This window comes from Streptacidiphilus sp. P02-A3a, from assembly GCF_014084105.1.
Taxonomy (GTDB): Bacteria; Actinomycetota; Actinomycetes; order Streptomycetales; family Streptomycetaceae; genus Streptacidiphilus.
Map to the genome: position 1 here is coordinate 6516320 of NZ_CP048289.1, position 23376 is coordinate 6539695.

Consider the following 23376-nt stretch of genomic DNA (forward strand, 5'->3'; position numbering starts at 1 on the left):
CCGGCTAGCCGTGCCGACCGCGGCGGCGGGTGGCCCGGGCGACGAGCAGTCCGAGGCCGGTGAGCAGCGCGGCGGCGCCGAGAACCAGCGGGGCGACCGGCGCGGACCCGGTCGGCGCGAGCCCGCCCGGTCCGCCGCCGCCCGAGGGGGCGGGGGTGGCCGTCCGGCTCGGGGTCGTGGTCGGGGTGGCGGTCGGCGTCGGCGTCGGCGTGGGATTGGGCCCGACCGGCACGTCCACCGTGCACGGCGGCTCGGACCGGACCGCGGACCGGGAGCGCGCGCCGGTCGTGCACTCGCTGCCGGGCACGGTCGTGCTAACCGAGTTGCGCAGCCGGTGGTCACCGTGGTCGGGCCGGTGGACGGTCACCGAGTAGGTCACCGTGACCGACTCCCCCGGCTCCAGCTCCCCGGTCCAGGCCAGCCGCTGCCCGCTGACCACGGCGGTCCCCCGGGTGGCGCCGACGTCCCCGTTGTAGTCGGCGTCGTCGAGCACCCCGCTCAGGTCGTCGGTGAAGTCGGCGGGCCGGAGCGGGACCTCGCCGGAGTTGACGGCCGTCACCGTGTAGTGGACGGTCCCGCCGGGATCGGCGCGGACCGGCTCGGCGGTCTTGCGCAGCACCAGGTGCGGCCTCAGCCGGACCACCGGCACCTCGGCGGTGGACTCGTTGGAGGTCACCTTCTCCCCGCCCTCGCTGGTCGCCTCGGCGGTGGCGGTGTTGCTGAAGGTGTCGGCGAAGGAGTCGTTGACGGTGATCACGTGCGAGCCGGTGCACAGCATCGAGGCGGTCGGACTGCCCATCGGCCCCAGGCTGTCGCGCGGACAGACGATGTCGGTGATCTTCGGGTCGTGCACCCGCACCGGCGACAGCCATCCGGTACGACAGCACCTGTTGGAAGCCCTTGCCGTCCTGGAAGTCGATCTCGACGGTGACCAGGGGCCGGGTCTCCGGGCTCAGGGTGAGCCGGACGGTGCGCCGGGCCGGGTCCGGCGTCGAGCCCGGGTCGCGCAGGCTGCCCGGCAGGTTGGTGACGAACCCCGACGGGACGGAGGCCTCGGGCCTCATCGTGGCCGCGGGCGTGCCTGCGGCTGGCGGGGGCCGGAGACGGGCGGCGCCACGCCGAGCGTCCCGGCCGCGCCGAACGCGGCGATCAGGGTGACCAGGGCGGTGCCGACCCGGCCGCTGCTTCGCCGGTTCCCCGGCGTCGCCAGGGACGGACCGGCCTGGACGCGGGGGCTGCGGCGGTCGGGGCGGCAGGGGCGCTGAGGGTTCACCCTGCGAGGCTAGGCAGCCGTTCGTCCGCTTGTGTCACCGCGGCGCGGACGCGCCGGGCGGCCCGCCCGAACGGCGGACCCCGCGCGGGTCGGGCCGGGTGGCCCGACCCGCGCGGCGGTGTCCGCCTGGTCGGTTCGCGCTGTCAGTCGGTTCGCGCTGTCAGTCGGTTCGCACTGTCAGTCGGTTCGCACCGTGCTCACTGCACGACCGACCAGATGAAGGTGGCCGATCCGGAGACTCCTTCCGTGTCGGTGGCGGTGACGGTGACGGTGTAGGTGCCGAGGGTGGTGCCGGTGCCGGAGAGGGTGCCGTTGGCGGCGATGCTGACGCCGGGCGGCAGTCCGGTGGCGGTGAAGGTCAGGGACTGCGCGGGGTTGGAGTCCACGGCCTGCACCGCGAAGGAGAACGCGGTGCCCTTGGGGCTGCTGTAGCCGAAGGGGTTGACCACGCCGACGGTCTCCGCGCCGGGCACGCCCGAGTTCGGGGTGACGTTGGCGCTGACCGCGGTGTTGGCCAGGGAGACGCCCGCGGCCGAGGCCCCGGCGGCGATCTGCCCGGTCAACTCCTGGGCCAGGCTGGTGGATCCGGTCAGCGGCAGGTTGCTGGACGCGTCCCCGACCCTGATCGAGTACGTTCCCGCCGGGGCCTCCCACTGGTTGTCCGTCGCCGACCAGTTCGCCAGGTCGTGGACGGTCAGCGGGAAGGTGACGGTGCTGCTCTGCCCCGGGTTGAGGTTCACCCGCTGGAAGGCCTTGAGCTGCTCCGGCGGGTCCTGGCTGGCGGCCGGGTCGCCGACGTACAGCTGGGCCACGTCCGCGCCCGCGACCGACCCGGTGTTGGTGATCGTCGCCGTCGCCGTGGCCGTGCCGTTGGCGTTGAACGCGCCGACGTTGAGGTTGGAGAAGGAGAACTTCGTGTAGGACAGCCCGAAGCCGAACGGGAACGCGGGGGTGATGTTCTGCGACTGGTACCACCGGTACCCGATGTCCACGCCCTCGCTGTAGGTCGTCCCGGTGGCGGTGCCCGGCCACTGCGCGGTGGTCTGCGCCGGGACCTGGCTCAGGCTGCCCGGGAAGGTCACCGGCAGCTTGCCGGACGGGTCGGCGGTACCGAACAGCAGGGCCGCGACGGCCGCCCCGGTCTCCTGTCCGCCGTACCAGTTCTCGAACACCCCGGCCACCGAGTTGAGCCACGGCATGACCACCGGCGAACCGCTGTTGACCACCACGACGGTGTTCGGGTTCACCGCCGCCACGTCCGCGATCATCGTCTCGTCCGCGCTGGACAGGTCCAGCGTGGTCAGGTCGCTCTCCTCGCCCTCCGGCGCGCTGACGTAGACGATCGCGTCGGTGGCCGCCTGGGCGGCGGCGACGGCCTGCGGGATGTCGGTGGTCCCGTTGTCGTCACCGGGGGTGTAGGTGACCTTGACGTTCGGCCCGACCGCGTTCTGGATACCGGTCAGCGGCCAGACCGCGTTCGTACTGTCGACCCCACCGCTGCCGCCGCCGGCGATCTCGACCGCCGCGCCGCCGTCGGTGCCCAGCACCGCGATCGACTCGCTGCCCTTCGGGTTGAGCGGCAGCAGGCCGTTGTTCTTCAACATGACCGTGCCCTCCTCACCGAGTTGCAGCGCGGTCTGCTGGTGCGCCGCGGTGGTGACGGTGGCGGAGAGGGAACCGGTCTGCGGGTTGTCGAACAGGCCGAAGGCGAACAGCTGGGTGAGGATCCGGGAGACCACGCCGTTGATGGTGGCCTGGCTCAGCGTCCCGGCGGTGAGGGCGGCGGAGACGTCGCTCGCGTCGGAGAACGGCATCGCGATGTCCATCCCGCCCTCCGCGTCCGCGACCGCGTTGCCCGCGGCGCCCCAGTCGGAGGCGACGAAGCCGCCGTAGTCGGCCTGCTCGTCGAGGCCGTCCTGCAACAGGTCGGCGTTGGCGCACGAGGAGGCGCCGTTGACCACGGCGTAGGAGCACATCACCGAGGCCGGTGCGGACTGCTCGATGGCGGACTGGAAGGGAGCCAAGTACAGCTCCTCCAAGGCCTTCTGACTGACCGTCTCGTTGTCGCCGCCGTTCGGGTACTGCTCCTGGTCGTAGGCCGCGGCATGCTTCACCATGGCCATCACGCCCTGGCTCTGCAGACCGTCCACCTCGGCCGTGGTGATCTGACCGGCGAGGTAAGGGTCTTCGCCGTAGGTCTCGTAGGTCCGGCCCCAACGCGGGTCGCGCACCAGGTTGGTGGTCGGGCCGAGCGAGATGTTCACGCCCTTGCCCGCGAACTCGGCGCCCTTGGCCGCGCCCTCCTGCTGGATCAGCGACGGGTCCCAGGTCGCGGCGGCGTTCTCGCCGTCGGGGAAGGCGGTCACGCCGCCGTTCCCGTCACCGACTCCGGACGGGCCGTCCTCCATGTTGGTCGGCGGGATGCACAGGTCGGGCACGCCGGGGACCTGGCCGATGTACGAGGAGGCGCCGTCCCCGGAGAGCAGGGTGGCCTCCTCCGACTGGTCCATGGTGTTGAGCACCTGCTGCACCCGCTGGGCGACCGGCGCGGTGGAACCCACCCACGGGCAGCTGCCGTTGCCGCCGTTGCCGTTGCCGCCGGTGATCGGCGCCACGGTGGTCAGCCCGTAGACGTCGAACTCGAAGATCGAGTAGCCGAACTGGGTGCCTCGGGCGGTGCCGTACATCCGCACGTACCGGTCGGTCACCGAGGCGGGTACGGTCTGGCTGCCGCCGGTGCCGGTGGTGGTCGAGTAGATGGTGGTCCAGGTCGAGTTGTCGTTGGACACCTGCACCTGGAACGCCGTGGCGTAGGCGGCCTCCCACAGGATGCCCACGCTGCAGATCTGCTGCTGGGAGCCGAGGTCGACCTCCAGCCACTGCGGGTCGCCGGCCGCGCTGGACCAACGGGTGCCCGGGTCGCCGTCGGTGGCGTCGGCCGCCGGGTAGTCGGTGGCGTCCTGGGTCGAGGAGGCCGTGGTCGGCTGGTCCAACGCGAGGTCCTGCGTGCCGCAGTACTCGGTCGGACCGGTACCGCCGCCGCCGGTGCCGCCGCCCCCGCCGCCGGTGCCCTGGGTGAGGGCGAAGTAGTGGAAGTTCCAGCCGTTGGAGTCCTGGTCCAGGGTGAGCCGCTGCTCCCCGGCCGGGAGGGTGACGCTGGCGGTGACCGTGGTCCAGGTCTCGTAGCCGCCGGTGTTCGGCACCGCCACCGCGCCGGTCAGGTTGGTCCCGGCGGCGTTGGCGATGTGCAGCGCGTCAGCGATCGCGTACGGCGAGGCCACCCGGAAGCTGACCGTGTAGACCCCGGCGGTGGCCACCTGCACGGTGTAGTCGAACCACTGGCCGCTGTTCGTCCAGCCCAGGTCGTAGGCCCCGCCGGAGGCGCTGGTGTCCTGCGTGTCGGCGGTGGCCTCCAGGTCGACGCCGTCCGAACGGTAGCTGTTGGCACTGCCGTTGGCGGAGCTGACGTCGTAGGCCACGCTCTGGCCGCCGGTGTCGTAGTTGGCCGCCTGGACCGTGCCCGGCACGGCGGCGGGGGTACCGCCGAACGGCTGGTCGCCGTTGGAGCCGCCGCTCGCCCCCAGGGTGAAGGCCAGGTAGTGGAAGTTCCAGCCGTTGGAGTCCTGGTCGACGGTGAGCGTCTGCTGCCCGGCGGGCAGGGTGACGCTGACGGTGACCGTGGTCCAGGTCTCGTAGCCGCCGGTGTTCGGCACCGCCACCGCGCCGCTCAGGTTGGTCCCGGCCGCGTTGGCGATGTGCAGCGCGTCGCTGAGCGCGTACGGTGAGGACAGCCGCAGCGCGACGCTGTACGTCCCGGCGGTGGCGACGTTGACGGTGTAGTCGAACCACTGTCCGGCCGTGGTCCAGCCCATGTCGTCGGCGCCACCGGCCGCGCTGGTGTCCTGCGTGTCGGCGGTGGCCTCCAGGTCGACGCCGTCCGAACGGTAGCTGTTGGCACTGCCGTTGGCGGAGCTGACGCTGTACGCCACACCCTGGCCGCCGGTGTCGTAGTTCGCCGCCTGGACGATGCCCGGCACAGCCGCGGCGGTACCGCCGAAGGGGGCGCTCCCCGCGGCGTAGGCCGCGGTGTGCGCACCGGCCAGCGACAGCGTGAACAGCGCCAGCACCGTGAGCACCGCACGGAAGGCGGGTCGGCGGCGGGGTGGTCGCGACCCGCGGCGCGCGGGCGCCGGTGGGCGTGGGAGGGGCAGGGGTCTCATGGCGTTCCCTTCAGTAGGCCGGTCGGCTTCCCCCGCTCCGCGCCGCTCGGTCGCCCGTCGGGCACGGCTGACGCACACCGGAGCCGCGGATGTCCGCGCTGGTGTGTTCGGTGGTGCGGTGGTGACCTGGGCCAGGGCGCGCCGCGGCGCCTGCCGCTGGGGCGGCAGTTCGGTGCGCCACAGGTCGTCTCGCCGACCGTGGAGGGTGTCCGCGAGCGAGTGCGAAGGGGTGGGAGAGCGCTCTCCCAGGTTTATGGCAGGACTGAGGCCATGTCAAGCTTCCGCCACGGATCCGCAACTCCCGGCGCGGGCTCGGGCGGTGGCGCGGCCGTCGGCGCCGGGGACGCCCGGCGGGACCGGCGTCGGCCGGGGCCACCGACCTCCGCCGGGCGACCGCCGCGCTGCCCGTCCGAGCCGCCGGGCGGCCCGCTCACCGCCCGGCGGAGGTCACCAGGGCACCACCCCGGCGTCCTCGAAGAACTGGCCGGTCGGGCCGTCGTCGGGCAGCGTCGCGAGCTTGATCGCGACCGCCGCGCCCTGCTCCGGGGTGCGCACCCCGCGGAAGCCGTTGAGGTCGGTCGCGACGTAACCGGGGCAGCCGAGGTTGATCAGGATGTTGGTGTCCCCCAGTTCCCGGACGTACTGGAGGGTGACCGCGTTCAGCAGCGTCTTCGACGGCGAGTACGCCGCCGACACCGGGCCCGGGGCCGCTTCGCCGTCCGCTCCCGACTGCCGGGCGAGCGAGCCGACGCTGCTGGACATGTTCACGATCCGGGGCGACGCGGAGCGGCGCAGCAGCGGCAGCATCGCGTTGGTGACGTTGACGACGCCGATCACGTTGGTCTCCACCACCGTCCGGATGGTCGCCGGATCGACCTCGGTGGGCTGTTGCGGCATGCCGCCGGTGATACCGGCGTTGTTGACCAGTACGTCGAGGCGTCCCGCCCGCTCCTCGATCAGCCGCGCGGCGGCGCGCGCGCTCGCCTCGTCGGTGACGTCCAGCGGTACGCCGAACGCGTCCACCCCGGCCGCCCGCAGCTTCTCCACCGCGGCCTCGCGGCGCTCGTCGTCGCGGGCCCCGACTCCGACGCTCCAGCCGAGGGCGCCCAGGCCCGCGGCGATCTGGTAGCCGATTCCCTTGTTCGCGCCGGTGACCAGCGCGATTGTTCGTTCGCTCATGGGAACCATGCTGCTCCGCCGCCCGGCGCGGGTCCAACACCGATCGCGTACGCAACGATACCGTCCGGGTATCGATCCGGGTACGGTGGCGGTATGGAGACCCGGGAACTGCGGTATTTCGTGGCCGTCGCCGAGGAACTGCACTTCGGCCGGGCCGCGCGGCGGCTCGGGATCGCGCAACCGCCCCTGTCGCGGGCGATCCAGCAGCTGGAACGCCGACTCGGGGCGACGCTGCTGGACCGTTCCAGCCGCACGGTCGCGCTGACCGAGGCCGGGTCGGTGCTGCTGGCCGAGGGCCGGGCGGCCCTGGAGGCGGTCGACGCCGCCGAGCGCCGGACCCGCCGCGCCGCGCGGCCCGGCACCGGCAGCCCCGGCCTGGTGCTGGCCACCAAGGCCAGCGCGTCCAGCGACCTGCTGGCGCGGCTGCTGCACGCGTACGCCGCGCTCCCCGGCGCGGTCCCGGTCGAGGTCATCCTGTGCGGTCCGGCCGAGCAGGAGGGTCTGCTGCGCGAGGGCCGGGCCGATGTGGCGCTGCTGCACCGGCCGTTCGACTCGACGGCCGGGTTCCACACCGAGGAGCTGGACACGGTCGGCCAGATGGTGATCCTGCCCGCCGGGCACCGGCTGGCCGCCCGGCCGCAGCTGCGCCTGGCCGACCTCGCCGACCTGCCGGGCCTGCCGCTGCCGCGCTGGCCCGCCCGCGACGGCAGTTACCCGCCCGGTCCCGGCCCGAAGGTCCGCGACCACGCGCAGCTGCTGCAACTCGTCGCGCTCGGCCGCGCCTGCGCGGTCATCCCGGCGTCGGCCCGGGCCCAACTGCCGGGCGACCTCGCCGCCGTGCCGGTGCCGGACGCCCCGGCCGTGACCACCGTCATCGCCTGGCCCCCGCACAGCCGTTCGCAGCACCTGGCGGACCTCGTCCGCACCGCGACCGAGCTGCGGTAGCGACGCCGCCGGGGCGACACCGGGACCGGCGGGGCCGAAGACCGGGCCGGGAGTGAGGCCGGGGCGGGACCGCGGGCTCAGGCGGCCGGGACAGCGGGCCGGGGAGCTTTGAGGCATCGGAAACGCGGGCCGGATCGGGACGAAGTCCCCTTCCGCACCGCGACCACCTCAGGGAAGGCCTGCTGCCATGTGCAGAATCCACGGTCATTTCGACGCCGACGCCTCTCCGCACGAACTGCGCGCCGCCGGGGCGCTACAGCGGCACGGCGGCCCGGACGACAGCCGGGTCGCGTCCGGTCCCCGCTGGGGGCTGGGCAGCCAGCGGCTGGCGATCACCGACCCCGACGGCGGGCGCCAGCCCTACGACCTGGGCGGCGGTCGGATCAGGGCGGTCTTCAACGGAGAGATCTACAACCACGCCGACCTGCGCACCCGGCTGGAGGGACGCGGCCACCACTTCCCGGACCAGTGCGACGGTGCCGTGCTCCCGGCCCTGTACGAGGTGTACGGGGCGGCCTTCGCCGAGCAGTTGGACGGCATGTTCGCCATCGCGCTGGTCGACCTGCGCGCGGAGCCGACCATGGTGCTGGCCACGGACGACGCCGGGATGAAGCCGATCTACTACCACTGGGACGGGCGGCAGCTCCGCTTCGCCTCCGAACTCCCGGCGCTGCTGGCGCTGCTCGGCCTGGGCAAGGACAAGCCGCGGCTGTGGGAGCCGGCCCTGGACAGCTACCTGGCGACCAAGACGCCCTTCGGTGAGGAGACCTTCTTCGAGGGGGTGCGGGTACTGCCGCCCGGGACCACCGCGCTCTGCTCGCGCAGCGGCGGCCTGCGGCTGCACCGGCGCGAGCCCGAGCCGCGGGCCGCCGCGGCCGACGGCCAGGAGCCGGGCGAGCAGGTGCGCGAGGCGCTGACGAGCGAGGTGGGCCGGCTGCTGAGCGCGGACGCCGAGGTCTGCGCGATCACCAGCGGCGGGCTCGACTCCAGCCTGGTGACCGCGCTGATGGCGCGGCAGAAGGCGGACGTGCACTCGTTCAACATCGCCTACACCGGCACCTGGCCGCACGACGAACGGCACTTCGCCCTTGAGGTGGCCCAGCGCGCGGGCACCGTGCACCACCAGGTGGAGCTGGACATCGCGGACTTCCCCGAACTGCTGCCCCCGGTCGCCTGGCACCTGGGCCAGCCCAACGCCGACCCGATCACGCTCAGCACCTACGCGCTGTTCGAGGCGGTGCACCGGGCCGGGTTCAAGGTGGCGCTGACCGGGGACGCGGCGGACGAGGTGTTCGCCGGGTACGGGCGGGTGCACGCGGCCGTCGCCGCGCCGGGGCCATGGATCCCGGCGTACGTGGACGCGCTCGCGGCGATCCCGAAGGAGGCCAGGGAGCGCCTCTACAGCCGGGAGTACCGGGCGTTCGTCGCGGCGCGGGGCAGTGCCTCGGACGCGATCGCCGAGCGGCTGCGCGCGGACGCCGCGCACCGGCCCCGGCTGGACGTGCTCTCGGACTTCGAGACCGAGGTCCGGCTGCCCGCGTACCACCTGCGGCGCGTCGACCACCTGAGCATGGCGCACGCGGTCGAGGTGCGGCTGCCGTTCTGCCAGCGGTCGGTGAGCGGGCTGGCCCGCGCGCTGCCCGCCGAGCAGCGGCTGCGGGACGGGCGCGGCAAGGTCGCGCTGTACGAGGCGGCGCGCGGGCTGCTGCCGCGCAGCGTGCTGGAGCGGCCCAAGCAGCCGTTCACGCTGCCGATCACGGCGATGCTCGCGGCCGGGACACCGCTGGCGGCGTACGCGCAGGAGATGCTGTCCCCCGCCCGGCTGCGGGCCGGTGGGCTGCTCGACCCGGACGCCGTGTACCGGCTGCTGTCCGCGCAGCGGGCGCGCCCGGCCGACTGCCTGGCCCTGGCCGTCTGGTCACTGCTGATGTTCGAACTGTGGCGCGAGGAGTTCGCGGTGACCCGCACCCGCGCCCGTACCGAGGTCACCGGGACGACCGGTGCGACCGGGACCCGGGACCGGGTCCTGCTGGAGGTGGCGTCATGACCACGATGGTGCGCAGCGGCTTCGCGCTGCTGGCGCGGGCGGCCGGAGCGCCCGGCCCCACGCTGGTGCTGGACCTGAACGCGCTGCCGACCGACGAGGCCGCGCTGGAGGCCGAGCTCACCCGGATCCGGCTGCGGCTGCGCGAGCGCCAGGCGGACGGCGGGCTGGACGGCCTCGGCGGGCCCGGCGGCGCGGAGGTCCTCAAGTGGGCGCTGATCGCGCCCTCCGCCCACCCGCTCTTCGATGTGGACTACCGCTTCGTCCAGGCGATGCCGGACGCGGTGGACCACTTCGACGCGACCGGCAACTGCGGGCACTCGCTGCTCGCGGCCGTCACCGCCGCGGCGGAGGCGGGGTGGCTGCCCCGGCTGCGCCCCGGCGACCGGATCCGCGCGCGGGTGCTCAACAACGGCGACCAGGTGGTCTGCCAGGTGGACGGGACACCGCCCGGACCGGGGGACGACAACGTCGTCTTCACCGCCCACTTCGTGGCGCCCCCGGGCACCACGCTGGGCCAACTGCTGCGCGACGGCGGCCGGGTGGTGCGGATGGCCAACCCCTACCTGTTCGTCGACGCGTCCAGGTTCGGCGTACGCACCGCCGAGCAGCTGTTCCGGGGCGAGCAACGGGACCTGTACGCGGCGCTGGAGGGCATGCGGCGGGAGCAGGCGGCCCGCCTGGGCTGGCGGCCGGACGGGGCGTTCCCGAAGGTCGCGGCCGTGGTACCGGTGGCGCCGGGACGGCTGGCGGTGCGGGCGCTGACGGTCGGCGGCTGGCACCCCGGACTGGCGCTGACCGGCGCGGTCTGCCTGGCGGCGGCGTCCGCGCTGGAGGGCACCGTCCCGTACCGGCTGCTGCGCGCGCACGGCAGGCCACTGTCCCCCGGGGACGTGCTGATTGACATTCCGTCAGGTCAGGTGGCGGCCGCCTGCGCGGCGACCGGCGAGAGCCCGGACGACGAACTGCTGTGGGTCAGCGTGGGCGGCAAGAAGGCCCGGACGCTGGGCCGGATGGAACTGCTGGAACTGGAGGCCGACGATGTTCGCTGACCGGAAGTCCGACGAGCGGGGCGCCGAGCGGCGGTACCAGCTGGTGGTGCACGGGGTGCGGCTGGTCACCGCCGAGGGGGTGGCCCCGGGCGGGATCGCGGTCGCGGACGGGCGGATCGCCCGGCTGCTCGGGCCGGGCGAGCGCCCGCCCGCCGTCCGCTACCTGGACGGCGGCGGACGCCACCTGCTGCCCGGCCTGATCGACTCCCACGTGCACTTCCGCACGCCGGGGCTGACCCACAAGGAGGACTGGGCGCACGCCGGCCGGGCCGCCGTCGCGGGCGGGGTGACCACCGTCATCGACATGCCGAACACCGTGCCGCCGCTGCTCACCCCCCAGGACACGCACCGCAAGGCCGAGTTGATCACCGGACGGTCGCTGGTGGACTTCCGCTTCCACCTGGGGGTGGCCGGTGACGATCCGTCACCACTGCTGGAGGCCGGGCCGCGCGAGGCGACCAGTGTGAAGGTGTTCCTCGCCGGACACCACACCGCGCCGCATGTGGTGCGCGAACCCGCCGCTCTGGAACGGGTGTTCCGCACCGCGAAGGAGGCGGGCCTGCGGCTGCTGCTGCACGCCGAGGACGACGGCGTCTTCGCGCTGCTCGACCGCTGGCGCGGAGAACCCACGGCGTACGCGGAGTACGAGCGGCACCGCCCGCGCAGCGGAGCGATCTCCGCCGTGGCGCGGGTGCTGGAGCTGGTCCAACGGCACGGGACGGCGGTGCACGTGCTGCACGTCTCCACCGCCGAGGAGGCCGACCTGCTCACCGCCGCCGGACACGCCGGGCTGCCGGTGACCTTCGAGGTGACGCCGCATCACCTGTCGTTCACCACACGGGACGCGGAGCATCTGGGCGCACGGGTCCGGCTCAGTCCGGCGATCCGGGAGGGCCGCGACCAGGAACGCCTCTGGCAGGCCGTGCTCGACGGCCAGGCCGCGACGCTGGGCAGCGACCACGCGCCGCACACCCGGACCGAGAAGCTGCGCCCGCCCGCCGACGCGCCGCCCGGCCTGCCCGGGGTGCAGGAGATGGCGACCGCCGTCCACACCGGCCTGCGCCGCCGCGCGCCGGGCACCGACACCGACACGCAACTCCAGAGCCTGGTAAGGCTGCTGGCCACCCGCCCGGCCGAGCTCTTCGGCCTCGACCGGCAGAAGGGACAGCTGCGACCGGGCCTGGACGCCGACTTCGTCCTCTTCGACGCCGACCAGCGGTGGATGTTCGGGCCCGGCGACGTCCAGTCCAAGTGCGGCTGGTCCGCCTACGAGGGCTGGACGATGACCGGCCGGGTGCTGCTCACCGCCCGCCGGGGCGAGACGGTGTACGCCCTGGACCCCGACGGCGGCGAGAGCTTCGGCGCCGCGGACGGCCGCTGGCTGCACGCGGACGCGCTCCAACCGGCGGCCGAGCGGCGGCAGCCGTGACTCCGGGCCAGGCGGTGGGGACGGACGACCTGGCCGGGGCCCGTGACCACGCGGGCCCCGCTCCCGGGCCCGGGGGCGGCAGCCGCGGGCGACGCGGGCGGCACCGCAGACGCGACCCGCGCCGGGCCGTGCTCGGCGCGACAGCGGTCGCCTGCGGGGTCAGTGTGGCCGGGATCTACTACGCGCAGCCGCTGCTACCGGCACTGGCGGCGGCCTTCGGCATCGGTCGGCCGAGTGCCGCCGCTATCGTGACAGCTGGTCAGATCGGCTATGCCGTCGGTCTGTTGCTGCTGGTCCCGCTGGGTGACGTGCGGGACCGGAAGCGGCTGGCCGTGGTCCTGATGCTGCTGGCCGCACCGGCGGCGGCGCTGGCCGCGCTCGCGCCGACCCTGCCGGTGCTGGCGGCGGCCGTGGCCGTGCTCGGCCTGACCGGCAGCGCGGCCCAGGTACTGGTGGCGCTGACCGCCGCCGGGGCGAGCGGGGCCGGGCGCGGCCGGGCGGTGGGCACGGTGATGGGCGGGTTGACCGCGGGCATCCTGCTGGCCCGGGTCTTCGCCGGGACGCTGGCCGAGCTCGCGGGCTGGCGGGCGGTGTACGCGGCGGCGGCGGTGCTGCTGGCGGGCGCGGCGCTACTGGTCCAGCTCGTGCTGCCCGGCTCGGGACATCCGGTGCGGCTGCGGCGACCCGGTCGGCGAAGGCCCGGGGCGCTCCGCGCGGGGATCCACGGCTACGGACAACTGCTTTCCGGGACAGGCTCCCTGATGTGGCGTCAGCCGCTGCTCCGGCGGCGCTGCGGGCACGGCTTCCTGGCCTTCGCCGCGTTCTCCGCGTTCTGGACGCCGTGCGCGTACCTGCTGTCCGCGCCACCGTTCCACTACGGCGAGGCCGCGATCGGGCTGTTCGGGCTGGCCGGGCTGGCCGGGGTGCTGTTCGCGCAGCCGGTGGGCAGGTGGTGCGACCGGGGGCACGCGCGGTCGGCGGCCTTCGGCTTCAGCGCGCTGATGGCCGCCTCGTTCGGGGTCCTCGCGCTGGGCCGGGGACAGCCGACGGCACTGGCCGCCGGGGCCGTGCTGCTCGACCTCGGGCTGCGCGGCGTGCAGACCGCCAACCAGCAGCAGATCTACGCGCTGCTCCCGGCGACCACCCACAGCAGGGTCACCACCGCGTATATGACCTGCTATTTCGTCGGCGGCGCCACCGGTTCGGTGCTCTCCGCCGACCTCTACGCCCGCACCGGCTGGAGTGGCGTGTGCCTGCTCGGCGCGGCGTTGGCCGCCGCGCCCCTGGCGCCCCGCATGCTGAAGATCATCGCGACCCGCGGCACCCGAGCGTCCACGGCACCACCCGCGCGGCGACCGACCGAGCAGGGGGGAACCGCGACCGGACCGAGCACAGCGACCGAGCCCGAGGAGGCATCGTGACCACCCGACAACTCACCACCGAACCGACCACCACCACCCTCACCAAGTTCGTCGACCCGCTGCCCATCCCGAAGCGGCTGCGCGCCGACCCCGCCGACCCGCTGCCGTCCTTCACGATCCGCACCGTCGCCGCCGAGCTGCGGCTGCACACGCAACTGCCGCCCACCGCGCTGTGGACCTACGGGGGCGACTTTCCCGGCCCGGTCCTCGACGTCCACCGCGACCAGCGGATCAGGGTCACCTGGACCAACGAGGTGACCACGCCCTACCCCGCCGTCAACGCGTACCTGGCCGACGCGCCCGGCAACCCGTCCCTGGCGATGAACGACCCGGGCATCGGCGCCGCGCAGCCGGTCCCCGGCACCACCGGGCTGCCCGCCTGGCTGGACACCCACCTGCACGGCGCGGTCACCGGCGGCGGCAACGACGGCTGGATGGAGAACGCCCTGCTGACCGGGGACTCCCAGCTCGCCGAGTACCCGAACCGGCAACCGGCGATGACCCTCTGGTACCACGACCACGCGATGAACATCACCAGCCTGAACGTCTTCGCCGGGCTGGTCGGGATGTACCTGCTGCGCGACGAGGAGGAGGACAAGCTCGGGCTCCCGGACGGCGAGCACGAGATCCCGCTGATCGTCTGCGACCGCAACCTGGCCACCGACGCCAACGGCGCGCTCACCGGCCAACTGCTGCACAAGACCACCGGGACGCTGCCCTTCCTCGGCCCGTACACCCTGGTCAACGGCCGGATCTGGCCGTACCTGGAGGTCCGCCCCGGGTGGTACCGGTTCCGGCTGCTCAACGCGTCCAACTCCCGTACCTACCGGCTGCACCTGCTGGACGAGAAGGACAACCAGGTCACCGCCGGGGCCGTGTGGCAGATCGGCACGGACAGCGGCCTGCTGGGCGCCCCGCTGCCGGTCGGTTCCGCCGGACTGACCCTCGCGCCCGCCGAACGCGCGGACGTGCTGGTCGACTTCGGCGCGTTCCGGGGCAGCAGCCTGCGGCTGGTCAACTCCGCGCAGGCGCCGTTCCGGGGCGACCCGCTGCCGCCCGGGGTCAAGCCGGGCGACCCGCTGCCCGCCGACCGGCTGCCGGAGCCGGACGTGATGCAGTTCCGGGTCCGCGCGGAGCGGCTGCACGACCTGGTGCCGCTGCTGCGCGAGCTGGAACCGGGGAAGTCGGGCGAGGAGCGGGACACCGTGGCCTCGGGGCACGGCTTCCGGCTGCCGGAGACGCTCTCGCCGTCCTACTACCGGCTCACCGAGCAGCGGCTCCCGGCCGACCCGGTGCAACGGGTGCTCGGGCTGGCCGCCGACCCGGACGGCACGCTGGGGCTGTGGGAGCTCCAGGAGGTGCCCGCCACCGAGGCGCCGACCGCCCCCGGACAGGTGCTGGACGGCATCATCCAGGTCACCGGCCCGACCGGGGTCACCACCACCTACCAGCGGGTCGCCCGGCACTTCGACGACCAGCTCAACTGGCGCGCGCGGATGGACGAGTGGGAGGTGTGGCAGATCCTCAACCTGAGCGGGATCCTGCACCCCATCCACATCCATCTGATCCGCTTCCAGCCGCTGTCCATCGACGCGTACGACACCGGCGAGTTCGATGCCGCGCTCGGCGGCACGGCCACCGGCAAGCCGGTCGCGCACCTGGCCGCACTGCCCATCGACCCGTCGCTGACCGGCTGGAAGGACGTGATGCGGATCCCGCCCGGGACGTCGGTGACGGTCGCGGGCCAGTTCCGCGGCGCGGCCGGGCGGTACATGTACCACTGCCACATCCTGGAGCACGAGGACGCCGGGATGATGCGGCAGTTCGCGGTGATGCCGGGAGCCGTCATGGACGTCGGCAGGGGTATGGGCGGCGGCATGGGCGGCGGCATGGGCGGCGGTATGAGCGGGGGTACCGGCATCACCAGCACCACCGGCACCACTGGCATGGGCAGCATGTGAGCCGGGCGGAAGGTGAGCCGGGCGGTCTCTGAGCCGGACGACGCCGCGCGCCCCACCGACGAGGTCTCGTCGGTGGGGCGCGCGCCTCAGGTCACCTCATTCGGGTGTCGGCTCCTCGGGGTGGCAGGGCCCCGGGCAGTGGTCGGACCCGCTGGTACCGGCCGCCTCGGGCCCGTCCTGCTTCGCACGTGCTCCGCTCACCGCGGCGACGGCACCGGCGCCGAGGGCGATGGCTGCGGCAGCCAGCCCTCCGATCCGGGCCAGGCTCGATGAGCTTGCGGTGTTGTCGGACATCTGCTCGCTCCTGTCTGTCTCTCGTGTGCCCCGGTTCCCGGGGCCGCCTGGATCTCTCCGGCACCAACCAATCTGCGCCGACCAGGGTCCCGGGCACATGGGTACAACGCCCTGAATTGTCCCATGAACGGGCGGGTCACTCCGGGTCGTGGACCGGAATGACCGCCCGGACCAGCAGTCCCCGGCCGTCCGCGAGCGGGTTGCCGAGCAGCGTGAGCGTGCCGCCGAGCTCGGCCGCCCGCTCCGCCATCGAGTGCAGCCCCACGCCGCCCCCGGCCGACCCCGGCGACCCGCTCGGGCCGCCGTTCCGGTCGTCCATCCCCCTCCCGTCGTCGCTGATCTCGGCGGTCACCGCGCCCTGGTCCACCCGCACCCGCAGCCGGGCGTGCCGGGCCCCGGCGTGCCGGACCACGTTGTGCAGCGCCTCGGCCGCGATCCGGTAGACCGCGACCTCGACCGCCGCCGGCAGCGGCGGCAGCGGATCCGGTTCGCAGAGCGCCTCGATCTCCAGCCGGGAGCCGGTCAGCTGCCCGGCGAGCTGGCGCAGCGAACCGTCCAGTCCGCCCCGGTCCAGGATCCCGGGGGCCAGCCCGTCGGTGATCCGGCGCAGCTCGGTGATGGCGTCCGCGATGCCCTGCGACACCGATCCCAGCCGTCGCCCGACGGCCTGGTCCTGCGGCAGCGCGGCACAGACCGTGTCGACCTGGAGGCGCAGCCCGGCGAGGGCCGGGGCGAGCCCGTCGTGCAGGTCGCGGCGGAGCCGACGGCGGGTCTCCTCCCGGGCGAGCACGATCCGCTCGCGGCTGGCCTGGAGGTCCTCGTACAGCCGCAGCGAGGCGACCGCGGGGGCGGCCTGGTCGGCGAGGAACCGCAGCACGTCGTGGTCCTGCTGGTCGAGCGCGCTCTCCCGGCCACGCGAGGCGGCCTCCAGCAGGCCGATCGAGGTGCCCTCGTAGGAGAGCTCGAACCGGTGCCAGGGCCCGCTCGGCGCCTCGCCCAGCGCGGCGGCCTCCCGGGGGCCGCCGCTGGTGCTCAGCAGCACCCGGGCGGCCGGGAAGCGGAGCGTGTCGACGACGGTCTCGCAGAGCAGCCTCGGCGCGTCGGCCGGGCTCACCGCGTGGCTCAGCCGCTCCGCGAGCTCCCGCACCACCCGGTACGGCTGGGCGCGCTCGCCGTAGTAGGAGCGGTCGACCAGGCGCACCGCGCGGCTCCCGGTGGTCCGCATCAGCAGGCCGATCAGCAGCGAGACGACGACCATGACCAGCGCGCCGGGCGTGCGGGAGCCCGGCACCAGCCGGAAGATCAGCAGGCTGAGCGCGAGGTAGGCGACGACCAGCCCGGTCAGCACCACCAGCACCGCCAGCGTCCGGCGGCTGGCCCGGTCCAGGTGGCCGGAGCGGTCGGGGATGAAGACCAGGCCCAGGCCGACCGGCCACAGCAGCACCGCGACGTAGTAGAGCACCAGCAGCGGCGTGGGCGCCACGGTGATCTGCACGTACTGGAGCGAGACCACCATCTTCCACAGCAGGAAGGGGGTCAGCAGCAGCATCGGTCCCCGGATCCGCCCGAGCCAGCCGGTCCGCTGCGGTGACTCCCCCGGCGCGGCGTACGGCCGTGACGGCGGCAGCCACCCCTGCTGCCCGCGCTGCCAGCGGACCAGCATCACCGTGAAGGTCAGCACGGTGATGCCGAGCGGCACGTAGTTCACCACGGGCGCCACCACCGCGTCGATCGCGGCGTAGGGACCGCTCCAGGGCGCGCCGGTGAACGGGGAGGGCATGCCGTACCAGGACTCACTCCCGGCGTTCTCGTCGTAGGCCTCGGCGACGCTCCACAGGGCGATCAGCACCACCAGGACCCGCGCCCAGCGGCCGTCGGGCAGCCGCCCGGTGGGCAGCCACAGCGGGAACGCGTAGAACAGGAAGGTGTAGAGCATCGAGCCGAGCACGGCGGCGCCGACCACCGCCAGCCGTACCCCGTAGCCGGCCCCGAACGCGGCGGCGGCCGGGGGTCCGGCCTGCCCCACCAGGTCACCGGTACCGACCACGACCAGCATGCCGCCGACCGGGCCGCCGGAGGGGTGGGCGACGATGAACGCGCCGCAGACCGCGCAGCCCAGCGAGAACAGCATCCGCGAGCCGAACGGTACGAAGTCCACCACCGCGAGCCGGGGCCCGCCCAGGTCGGTGAAGCCGAGGGCCATCCAGACCACACAGGCGGCGAGCGCGAGGGCGCACGCGGCGTACACCGGCAGCATCCGGCGTCCGACGCGGGCGGGCGCTGGTTGGAGTGCGCTCATGGTCGCCTTCCCGGCCGAAGGGGTTCCGCTTTCCGTGAGCCCTCCAGGGTGCGCCGCCCGCTGTCCCGGGCGCATGGGGCGGCGGTCCCGTGGCTACCCGTCGCGTCCCTGGGCGCCCCGGTCGTGGGCGTCCCGGTCGCCCAGGCCGACGTCCCGCGCCCGGGCCACGGCCTCGGCCCTGGTGGTGACCCTGAGCTTGTCGAAGATGTGCGAGATGTGGTTGCGGACGGTCTTCTCCGCCAGGTAGAGCTCGCGGGAGATCCGCCGGTTGTCCATGCCCCGGGCGACCAGTTCCAGCACCTCGACCTCGCGCGTCGTCAGTGCCGGGAACAGCCGCTCGGCGTCCAGGCGGCGTCCGCCCGCGAGCAGGCCGGAGATCCGGGCGGCGACGTCGCGGCCGAAGACCGCCCCGCCGTAGGCGGCGGTGCGGACCGCGTGCAGCACCTCGTCCCGACCGGCGCCCTTGACCAGGTAGCCCCGGGCGCCCGCCTGGAGCGCGCCGAGCAGGCTGGCGTCGTCGTCGGACATGGTCAGCATCAGCACCGGCAGCCCGGGGTGGTTCTCGGCCAGCCGCCGGGTGGCCTCGATGCCGGAGGCGTCGGGCAGCGAGAGGTCCATCACCACCACGTCCGGCCGCTGCTCGGCGACGACCGCGAGCGCCGCGGCGACCGTCTCGGCCTCGGCCACCACCTGGATGTCCTCGGTGCTCTCCAACGCCGCCCGCAGACCCTCCCGGAACAGCGGGTGGTCGTCGACGACGACCACCCGCACCACTCCGTCCCCGCGCTGAACTCCGTCACGCTCCACGGGCCCATACTAGACGTAGTCGAACGGTCACCCTGGGCAACCGGCCGACCGGCCCGCCACGACTGCTCCCGAACGGGGGAACGGCCCGCCCGGGCGGCCTGCCTTCCGGGTCGGCGGACCGGCGGAGCCCATGCTGCTGCCATGACCACCGACTCCCCCGGCTCGCTGAACCGGCGCGGGCTGCTCACCGCGGTCGGCGGCGCGACCACCGCGCTGACCGGCCTGCTCACCACCGGCCCGGCCGCCGCGCTGACCAGTACCGCCAGTACCGCCAGTGCGGCCAGTGCCGCCGACGTCATCCGCGCCGGTCCGCCGGAGCCCACGGCCTTCGGACCGGTGACCGTGCGCCCGGCCGACACCCGGTACCAGTCCCTGCTGCGCGGCGACAACTTCCGCTTCGTCGGCCGACCGGACGAGGTCCGGGTGCTCGGCTCCACCGGGCAGGTGGTGCGCGCGGTCGCCGACGCCGTGCGGTCCGGGCGGCGGCCCGCGGCCCGCAGCGGCGGCCACTGCTTCGAGGACTTCACCGCCAACCCGTCGGTGCGGATGCTGCTCGACCTGTCGCCGATGGACGCGGTCGGCTACGACCCGGGGCTCCGGGCGTTCTCGGTGCAGCCGGGGGCGACCCTGGGCCACGTGTACCGGACGCTGTTCAAGGGCTGGGGCGTCACCGTACCGGCGGGCGGCTGCCCGGGGGTGGGCGCGGGCGGCCACTTCGTGGGCGGCGGCTACGGGCCGCTCTCGCGCCGGTACGGTTCGCTGGTGGACCACCTCCACGGGGTGGAGGTGGTGGTGGTCGACCGGGACGGCTCGGTCCGCGCGGTGCGGGCCACCCGGGAGCCGGACGACCCGAACCACGACCTGTGGTGGGCCCATACCGGCGGTGGCGGCGGCAACTTCGGCGTGGTCACCCGGTACTGGCTGCGCGCACCGGACGCCACCGGCGCCGACCCGGCCCGCCTCCTCCCGGCCGCACCCCGCGAGCTGCTGGAATGCCTGGTCGGCTGGTCCTGGGACGCGCGGATGACCGAGCGGGTGTTCACCACCCTGCTGCGCAACTTCGGGGTCTGGCACGAGCGCAACAGCGCGCCCGACTCGCCGTACCTGGGCCTGTACGCGATCCTGGTCCCGGCCCACCGCAGCGCCGGGGGCTTCCGGATGACGGTGCAGATCGACGCCGGCCTCCCGGGCGCGGACCGGATGGTGACCGAGTTCGTCGCCGCGGTGACCGCCGGTACCGGCGTCACCCCGAGCCTCGAAGGCCGACGCACCTTCCCCTGGCTGCATCCGACGACCTGGCCGGGCAGCGGCGAGAACGGCGACGTGGTCACCCGCCGCTACAAGGAGAAGGCCGGTTACCTGCGCCGTTCCTTCACCGACGGGCAACTGGCGGCCATCTACCGGAACCTGACGAACCGCACCGGCGGCCCGACCGGCGGCATGCTGCTGGTGGGCTACGGCGGCCGGGTGGGGACGGTACCGCCGGAGGCCACCGCGATCGCCCAGCGCGACGCGGTGATGAAGGCCGTCTTCCACACCACCTGGGCCGACGAGAGCGACGACGCGGCCAACCTCGCCTGGATCCGGGAGTTCTACCGCGAGGTGTACCGGGACACCGGCGGCGTGCCGGTGCCGGGCGAGGTCAGCGACGGCTCGTACATCAACTACCCCGACGCCGACCTGGCCGACCCGGCCTGGAACACCTCGGGAACGCCCTGGCACACGCTGTACTACAAGCAGAACTACCCACGCCTGCAACGGATCAAGGCCCACTGGGACCCGCGCGGCGTGTTCCGCCACGCGCTGGCGATCGAGCCCGCGCCCGGCGGCGGCTGAGCGGCGGTCCGGGGCGGGGTCAGGACAGCGGCTGGGTGTGCCACTTCTGGTTGCCGCCGCCGTTGCAGTCCCACAGCTGTAGCCTGGTCCCGTTGCCGGTCCCGGTGTTCGTCGCGTCCACGCACTTGTTGGCCAGGATGCTCACCAGGTCACCGGTCTGCGTGTTCAGCGTCCACACCTGGGCCGCGTCGCCGCTGCAGTTGGCCAGCTGGACGGTGGTGCCGTCGGCGGTGTTCGCCCCGGCCACGTCCATGCACAGGCCCAGCGAGTGGATCGTGCCCCGGTAGAGCGGCGCTCCGCTGATGTCGAAGGTCCACTGCTGCCAGACAGCCCGGCCGCAGTCCCACAGCTCCAGCGGCTCGCCGTCCTTGCCGCCCGGCGCCACGCCGTTGGTCACCGTGACGCACCGGTTCGAGGCCAGGCCGACGATCTCCACCGCCGGGTTGCTGGGCTGGGCCGGGGCGGTCGTCGCCGGTGCGCCGCCGCCCCCGCCGCCCCCGCCGCTTCCGTGGGTGGGCTGGGCCGGAGCGGGCGCGCCGCCCGAGCCGGCGGTCGGGGCGGCGCCCGCGGCCGGGGTCGGGTTCGGGTCGGCCGCGGCGGTGGTGGGCGCGGCCTGGGTCCGCGCCGCCGCCGGGGTGGGCGGCGGCGCGGGCGGCGGGGCCGCGGTCGTGGGGACGACCACCGGCGCGGACTGCTGTTCGAGCGCGGTGGTCTGGGTGGCGACGGTCGGCTGGTGCCCGAACCAGAGCGCGACGAAGCCGATCACGAGGACCAGCCCGATGCTGAACAGGGTGGCCAGCCAGCGCGGCAGCACCCCGCCCTGGACGTACATGCCCTCCACCGTGAGCGGGGTCTGCCCGGAGCGCCGCACCGCCAGGCTGTACGGGCGCCGCTGCTTGCTGCCGAACCAGATGATCTGCCGGGGCTTCAGCCGTGCCCGGACGAAGGCCGCGCGGCCGGGCTCGATCTGCACGTTGGCGGGGTGGATCTCGTAGGCGAGCTGGTCGCCGGTGTCGTTGCCGGTGAGGAAGGCGTTCAGCTCGGTGTTGCCCAGGTTGTCGATGGCCAGCCTGGGCCTGCCCCGGAAACGGCCCTTGACGGTGTGCGGGACCAGCTCGGCCCGCAGCTCGGTGAACGGCGTGATGGTGACACTGCCCTCCGGGACGGTGGTCGCCTCGGGGTGCTCGGTGGGGATGATCTGCACCGCGTACGGGTTCGGCCCGGCGGTGGCGTCCGGGGTGCGCGGCGGCGCGAAGGTGAGCTCGACGGCCCCGGTGGTCCCCGGGTAGAGCCGCAGCACCGGCGGCTCCACGGTGGCGTACGGCGCGAGCTCGCCGACGATCGAGAAGCGGTACTCGTCGACGACGTCGCTGGTGTTGCGCACGCGCAACCGCACGGTGGCGGTACTGCCCGCGTCGATGGTCAGGGACGCTGGTTCGAGGGAGGTCCAAAGGCTCACCCGGCAACCGTAGACCAGCGGTTGGCGTGTACGGGACCACCCTGCTGGTTCCAACTGCCCGGCACCGCCGCCGGTTGGCCGAGAACCGCTGTCCGAAATCAGCTCGGCCGGGGAGCGGCCTCCTCCTGGCGGAAGTCCGGCACGCGGGGGACCTGGTCGGGGCCGCGGTCAGCCGGTGGCGAGGGACTGGAGGCGGCTGTAGCTGCCGTTGAACGCGTCCTGGTCGCCGGGGAAGGTGCCGGAGTCGGCGTACTGCCAGATGGTCTGGTACGACCAGGCGTACGGCATGGTGCCCGGGGAGCCGTTGTAGTCGGCGAGGGCCAGCGGGTTGGTGGAGGAGAAGTCACCCAGGTCGCCGGTGCACTCGCTCCACCAGCTGGTCGCGGTGTAGATGACCGGCCAGCGCCCGGTCAGCGACTCGTACTGGTCGCTGAAGGAGAGGATCCAGTCGACCATCGCGGACTGCGAGAGTCCGTAGCAGTCCGCGCCGTAGGGGTTCCATTCGAGGTCGAGCATCCCCGGCAGGGTCTTCCCGTCGCCGGACCACCCGCCGCCGTTGGCGACGAAGTAGTCGGCCTGGGCCGCGCCGCTGGAGGTGTCCGGGGTGGCGAAGTGGTACGCGCCGCGGATGATCCCGGCGTCGTAGGAGCCCTCGTACTGCTGGCTGAAGTACGGGTTGGTGTAGGTGGTGGACTCGGTCGCCTTCACGTAGGCGAACTGCGCGCCGTCCGCGGCGACGGCGGACCAGTTGACGTCGCCCTGGTAGCCGCTCACGTCCAGGCCGAGCACCCCGCTCACGTTCGGGCTGATCAGCAGCGGCGTGCCGGCCCGGTGGACCGGTACGTGCTTGGCGAACTGCGAACCGGCCCAGTCGAGTCGCGGATGGGTGACCGGGTTGGCGGCGGCCTGCGCGGGGGTGGCCGCGGTGGCGCCGAGCAGTGCCAGAGCCAGAGCGGCGGCGACCGAGGCGGCACGACGTAAGCCATGTACATGACAATTCAGTATCATCGATGTCTCCGGGGCGTGAACGGGGCAGGAGTGGCACGCGGCGGAGTCCCGCCGGGTGCGAGCTAAAGGATGCGGCCACCGGCGCGACCGCACAAGAGGGCCCGGAGCGCCCGCCACCGCGAGCCGGCGCCCAGTGGTTGACTGAGTCT

Annotated in this window: 16 protein-coding genes; 7 read left to right on the forward strand and 9 right to left on the reverse strand. The window is 73.9% G+C overall.

Annotated elements, in window-relative coordinates; translation table 11 throughout:
- Positions 1-4 precede the first annotated feature (4 nt).
- The 4 genes from GXP74_RS27730 to GXP74_RS27745 form a co-directional block, all read right to left on the reverse strand.
- Positions 5-859 (reverse strand): DUF11 domain-containing protein, encoded by an 855-nt coding sequence (locus GXP74_RS27730; protein ID WP_182453970.1) that lies wholly within the window; start codon positions 857-859, stop codon positions 5-7.
- A 201-nt stretch (positions 860-1060) separates the two neighbouring features.
- Positions 1061-1273, reverse strand: coding sequence for a hypothetical protein (locus GXP74_RS27735; protein ID WP_182453971.1), 213 nt, complete (start codon positions 1271-1273; stop codon positions 1061-1063).
- 197 nt (positions 1274-1470) lie between these two features.
- Positions 1471-5409 (reverse strand): glycoside hydrolase family 3 C-terminal domain-containing protein, encoded by a 3939-nt coding sequence (locus GXP74_RS27740; RefSeq protein ID WP_225448239.1) that lies wholly within the window; start codon positions 5407-5409, stop codon positions 1471-1473.
- Between the two features lie 531 nt (positions 5410-5940).
- Positions 5941-6672, reverse strand: coding sequence for an SDR family oxidoreductase (locus GXP74_RS27745; protein WP_182453973.1), 732 nt, complete (start codon positions 6670-6672; stop codon positions 5941-5943).
- 93 nt (positions 6673-6765) lie between these two features.
- Here GXP74_RS27745 and GXP74_RS27750 point away from each other — a divergent pair, with 93 nt between their 5' ends.
- The 6 genes from GXP74_RS27750 (at position 6766) to GXP74_RS27775 (ending at position 15524) form a co-directional block, all read left to right on the forward strand.
- Positions 6766-7617: a LysR family transcriptional regulator gene (locus GXP74_RS27750; RefSeq protein ID WP_182453974.1), complete on the forward strand. Its 852-nt coding sequence runs from the start codon at positions 6766-6768 to the stop codon at positions 7615-7617.
- Between the two features lie 187 nt (positions 7618-7804).
- The gene (gene asnB, locus GXP74_RS27755) at positions 7805-9664 is read left to right on the forward strand and encodes an asparagine synthase (glutamine-hydrolyzing) (RefSeq protein WP_182453975.1); all 1860 of its coding nucleotides are present in this window, start codon (positions 7805-7807) and stop codon (positions 9662-9664) included.
- On the forward strand, positions 9661-10713 hold the full coding sequence (locus tag GXP74_RS27760; protein WP_182453976.1) for a PrpF domain-containing protein: 1053 nt from the start codon (positions 9661-9663) through the stop codon (positions 10711-10713). The genes asnB and GXP74_RS27760 overlap by 4 nt, the downstream gene beginning before the upstream one ends.
- The gene (locus GXP74_RS27765) at positions 10703-12142 is read left to right on the forward strand and encodes a dihydroorotase family protein (RefSeq protein ID WP_182453977.1); all 1440 of its coding nucleotides are present in this window, start codon (positions 10703-10705) and stop codon (positions 12140-12142) included. The genes GXP74_RS27760 and GXP74_RS27765 overlap by 11 nt, the downstream gene beginning before the upstream one ends.
- Positions 12139-13563: an MFS transporter gene (locus GXP74_RS27770; protein WP_182453978.1), complete on the forward strand. Its 1425-nt coding sequence runs from the start codon at positions 12139-12141 to the stop codon at positions 13561-13563. The genes GXP74_RS27765 and GXP74_RS27770 overlap by 4 nt, the downstream gene beginning before the upstream one ends.
- On the forward strand, positions 13560-15524 hold the full coding sequence (locus GXP74_RS27775; RefSeq protein WP_182453979.1) for a multicopper oxidase family protein: 1965 nt from the start codon (positions 13560-13562) through the stop codon (positions 15522-15524). Before GXP74_RS27770 ends, GXP74_RS27775 begins: the two co-directional genes overlap by 4 nt.
- Positions 15525-15620: 96 nt before the next feature.
- Here the strand turns inward: GXP74_RS27775 and GXP74_RS27780 are convergent, their stop codons facing one another.
- The 3 genes from GXP74_RS27780 to GXP74_RS27790 form a co-directional block, all read right to left on the reverse strand.
- Positions 15621-15818: a hypothetical protein gene (locus GXP74_RS27780; RefSeq protein WP_182453980.1), complete on the reverse strand. Its 198-nt coding sequence runs from the start codon at positions 15816-15818 to the stop codon at positions 15621-15623.
- A gap of 136 nt (positions 15819-15954) precedes the next feature.
- Positions 15955-18117 carry an ATP-binding protein gene (locus tag GXP74_RS27785; RefSeq protein ID WP_182453981.1) on the reverse strand — a complete coding sequence of 721 codons (2163 nt, stop codon included), beginning with the start codon at positions 18115-18117 and terminating at the stop codon, positions 15955-15957.
- A 93-nt stretch (positions 18118-18210) separates the two neighbouring features.
- Positions 18211-18924: a response regulator transcription factor gene (locus GXP74_RS27790; protein ID WP_225448240.1), complete on the reverse strand. Its 714-nt coding sequence runs from the start codon at positions 18922-18924 to the stop codon at positions 18211-18213.
- Positions 18925-19065: 141 nt separating this feature from the next.
- Between GXP74_RS27790 and GXP74_RS27795 the strand changes: the two genes are divergently transcribed.
- Complete coding sequence (locus tag GXP74_RS27795; RefSeq protein WP_182453982.1) at positions 19066-20760, forward strand: FAD-binding oxidoreductase; 1695 nt, start codon at positions 19066-19068, stop codon at positions 20758-20760.
- A gap of 19 nt (positions 20761-20779) precedes the next feature.
- Here GXP74_RS27795 and GXP74_RS27800 read toward each other — a convergent pair whose 3' ends face one another.
- Positions 20780-22219: an RICIN domain-containing protein gene (locus GXP74_RS27800; protein ID WP_182453983.1), complete on the reverse strand. Its 1440-nt coding sequence runs from the start codon at positions 22217-22219 to the stop codon at positions 20780-20782.
- A 168-nt stretch (positions 22220-22387) separates the two neighbouring features.
- Positions 22388-23227 (reverse strand): lysozyme, encoded by an 840-nt coding sequence (locus tag GXP74_RS27805; protein WP_182453984.1) that lies wholly within the window; start codon positions 23225-23227, stop codon positions 22388-22390.
- Positions 23228-23376: the final 149 nt, after the last annotated feature.

Excerpts from the sequence above, each read along its gene's own strand:
- GXP74_RS27795 (WP_182453982.1), top strand. The coding sequence starts at position 19,066 with ATGACCACCGACTCCCCCGGCTCGCTGAACCGGCGCGGGCTGCTCACC.
- GXP74_RS27780 (WP_182453980.1), bottom strand. The coding sequence starts at position 15,818 with ATGTCCGACAACACCGCAAGCTCATCGAGCCTGGCCCGGATCGGAGGG.
- GXP74_RS27765 (WP_182453977.1), top strand. The coding sequence starts at position 10,703 with ATGTTCGCTGACCGGAAGTCCGACGAGCGGGGCGCCGAGCGGCGGTAC.
- GXP74_RS27750 (WP_182453974.1), top strand. The coding sequence starts at position 6,766 with ATGGAGACCCGGGAACTGCGGTATTTCGTGGCCGTCGCCGAGGAACTG.
- asnB (WP_182453975.1), top strand. The coding sequence starts at position 7,805 with ATGTGCAGAATCCACGGTCATTTCGACGCCGACGCCTCTCCGCACGAA.
- GXP74_RS27760 (WP_182453976.1), top strand. The coding sequence starts at position 9,661 with ATGACCACGATGGTGCGCAGCGGCTTCGCGCTGCTGGCGCGGGCGGCC.
- GXP74_RS27805 (WP_182453984.1), bottom strand. The coding sequence starts at position 23,227 with ATGATACTGAATTGTCATGTACATGGCTTACGTCGTGCCGCCTCGGTC.
- GXP74_RS27745 (WP_182453973.1), bottom strand. The coding sequence starts at position 6,672 with ATGAGCGAACGAACAATCGCGCTGGTCACCGGCGCGAACAAGGGAATC.
- GXP74_RS27785 (WP_182453981.1), bottom strand. The coding sequence starts at position 18,117 with ATGAGCGCACTCCAACCAGCGCCCGCCCGCGTCGGACGCCGGATGCTG.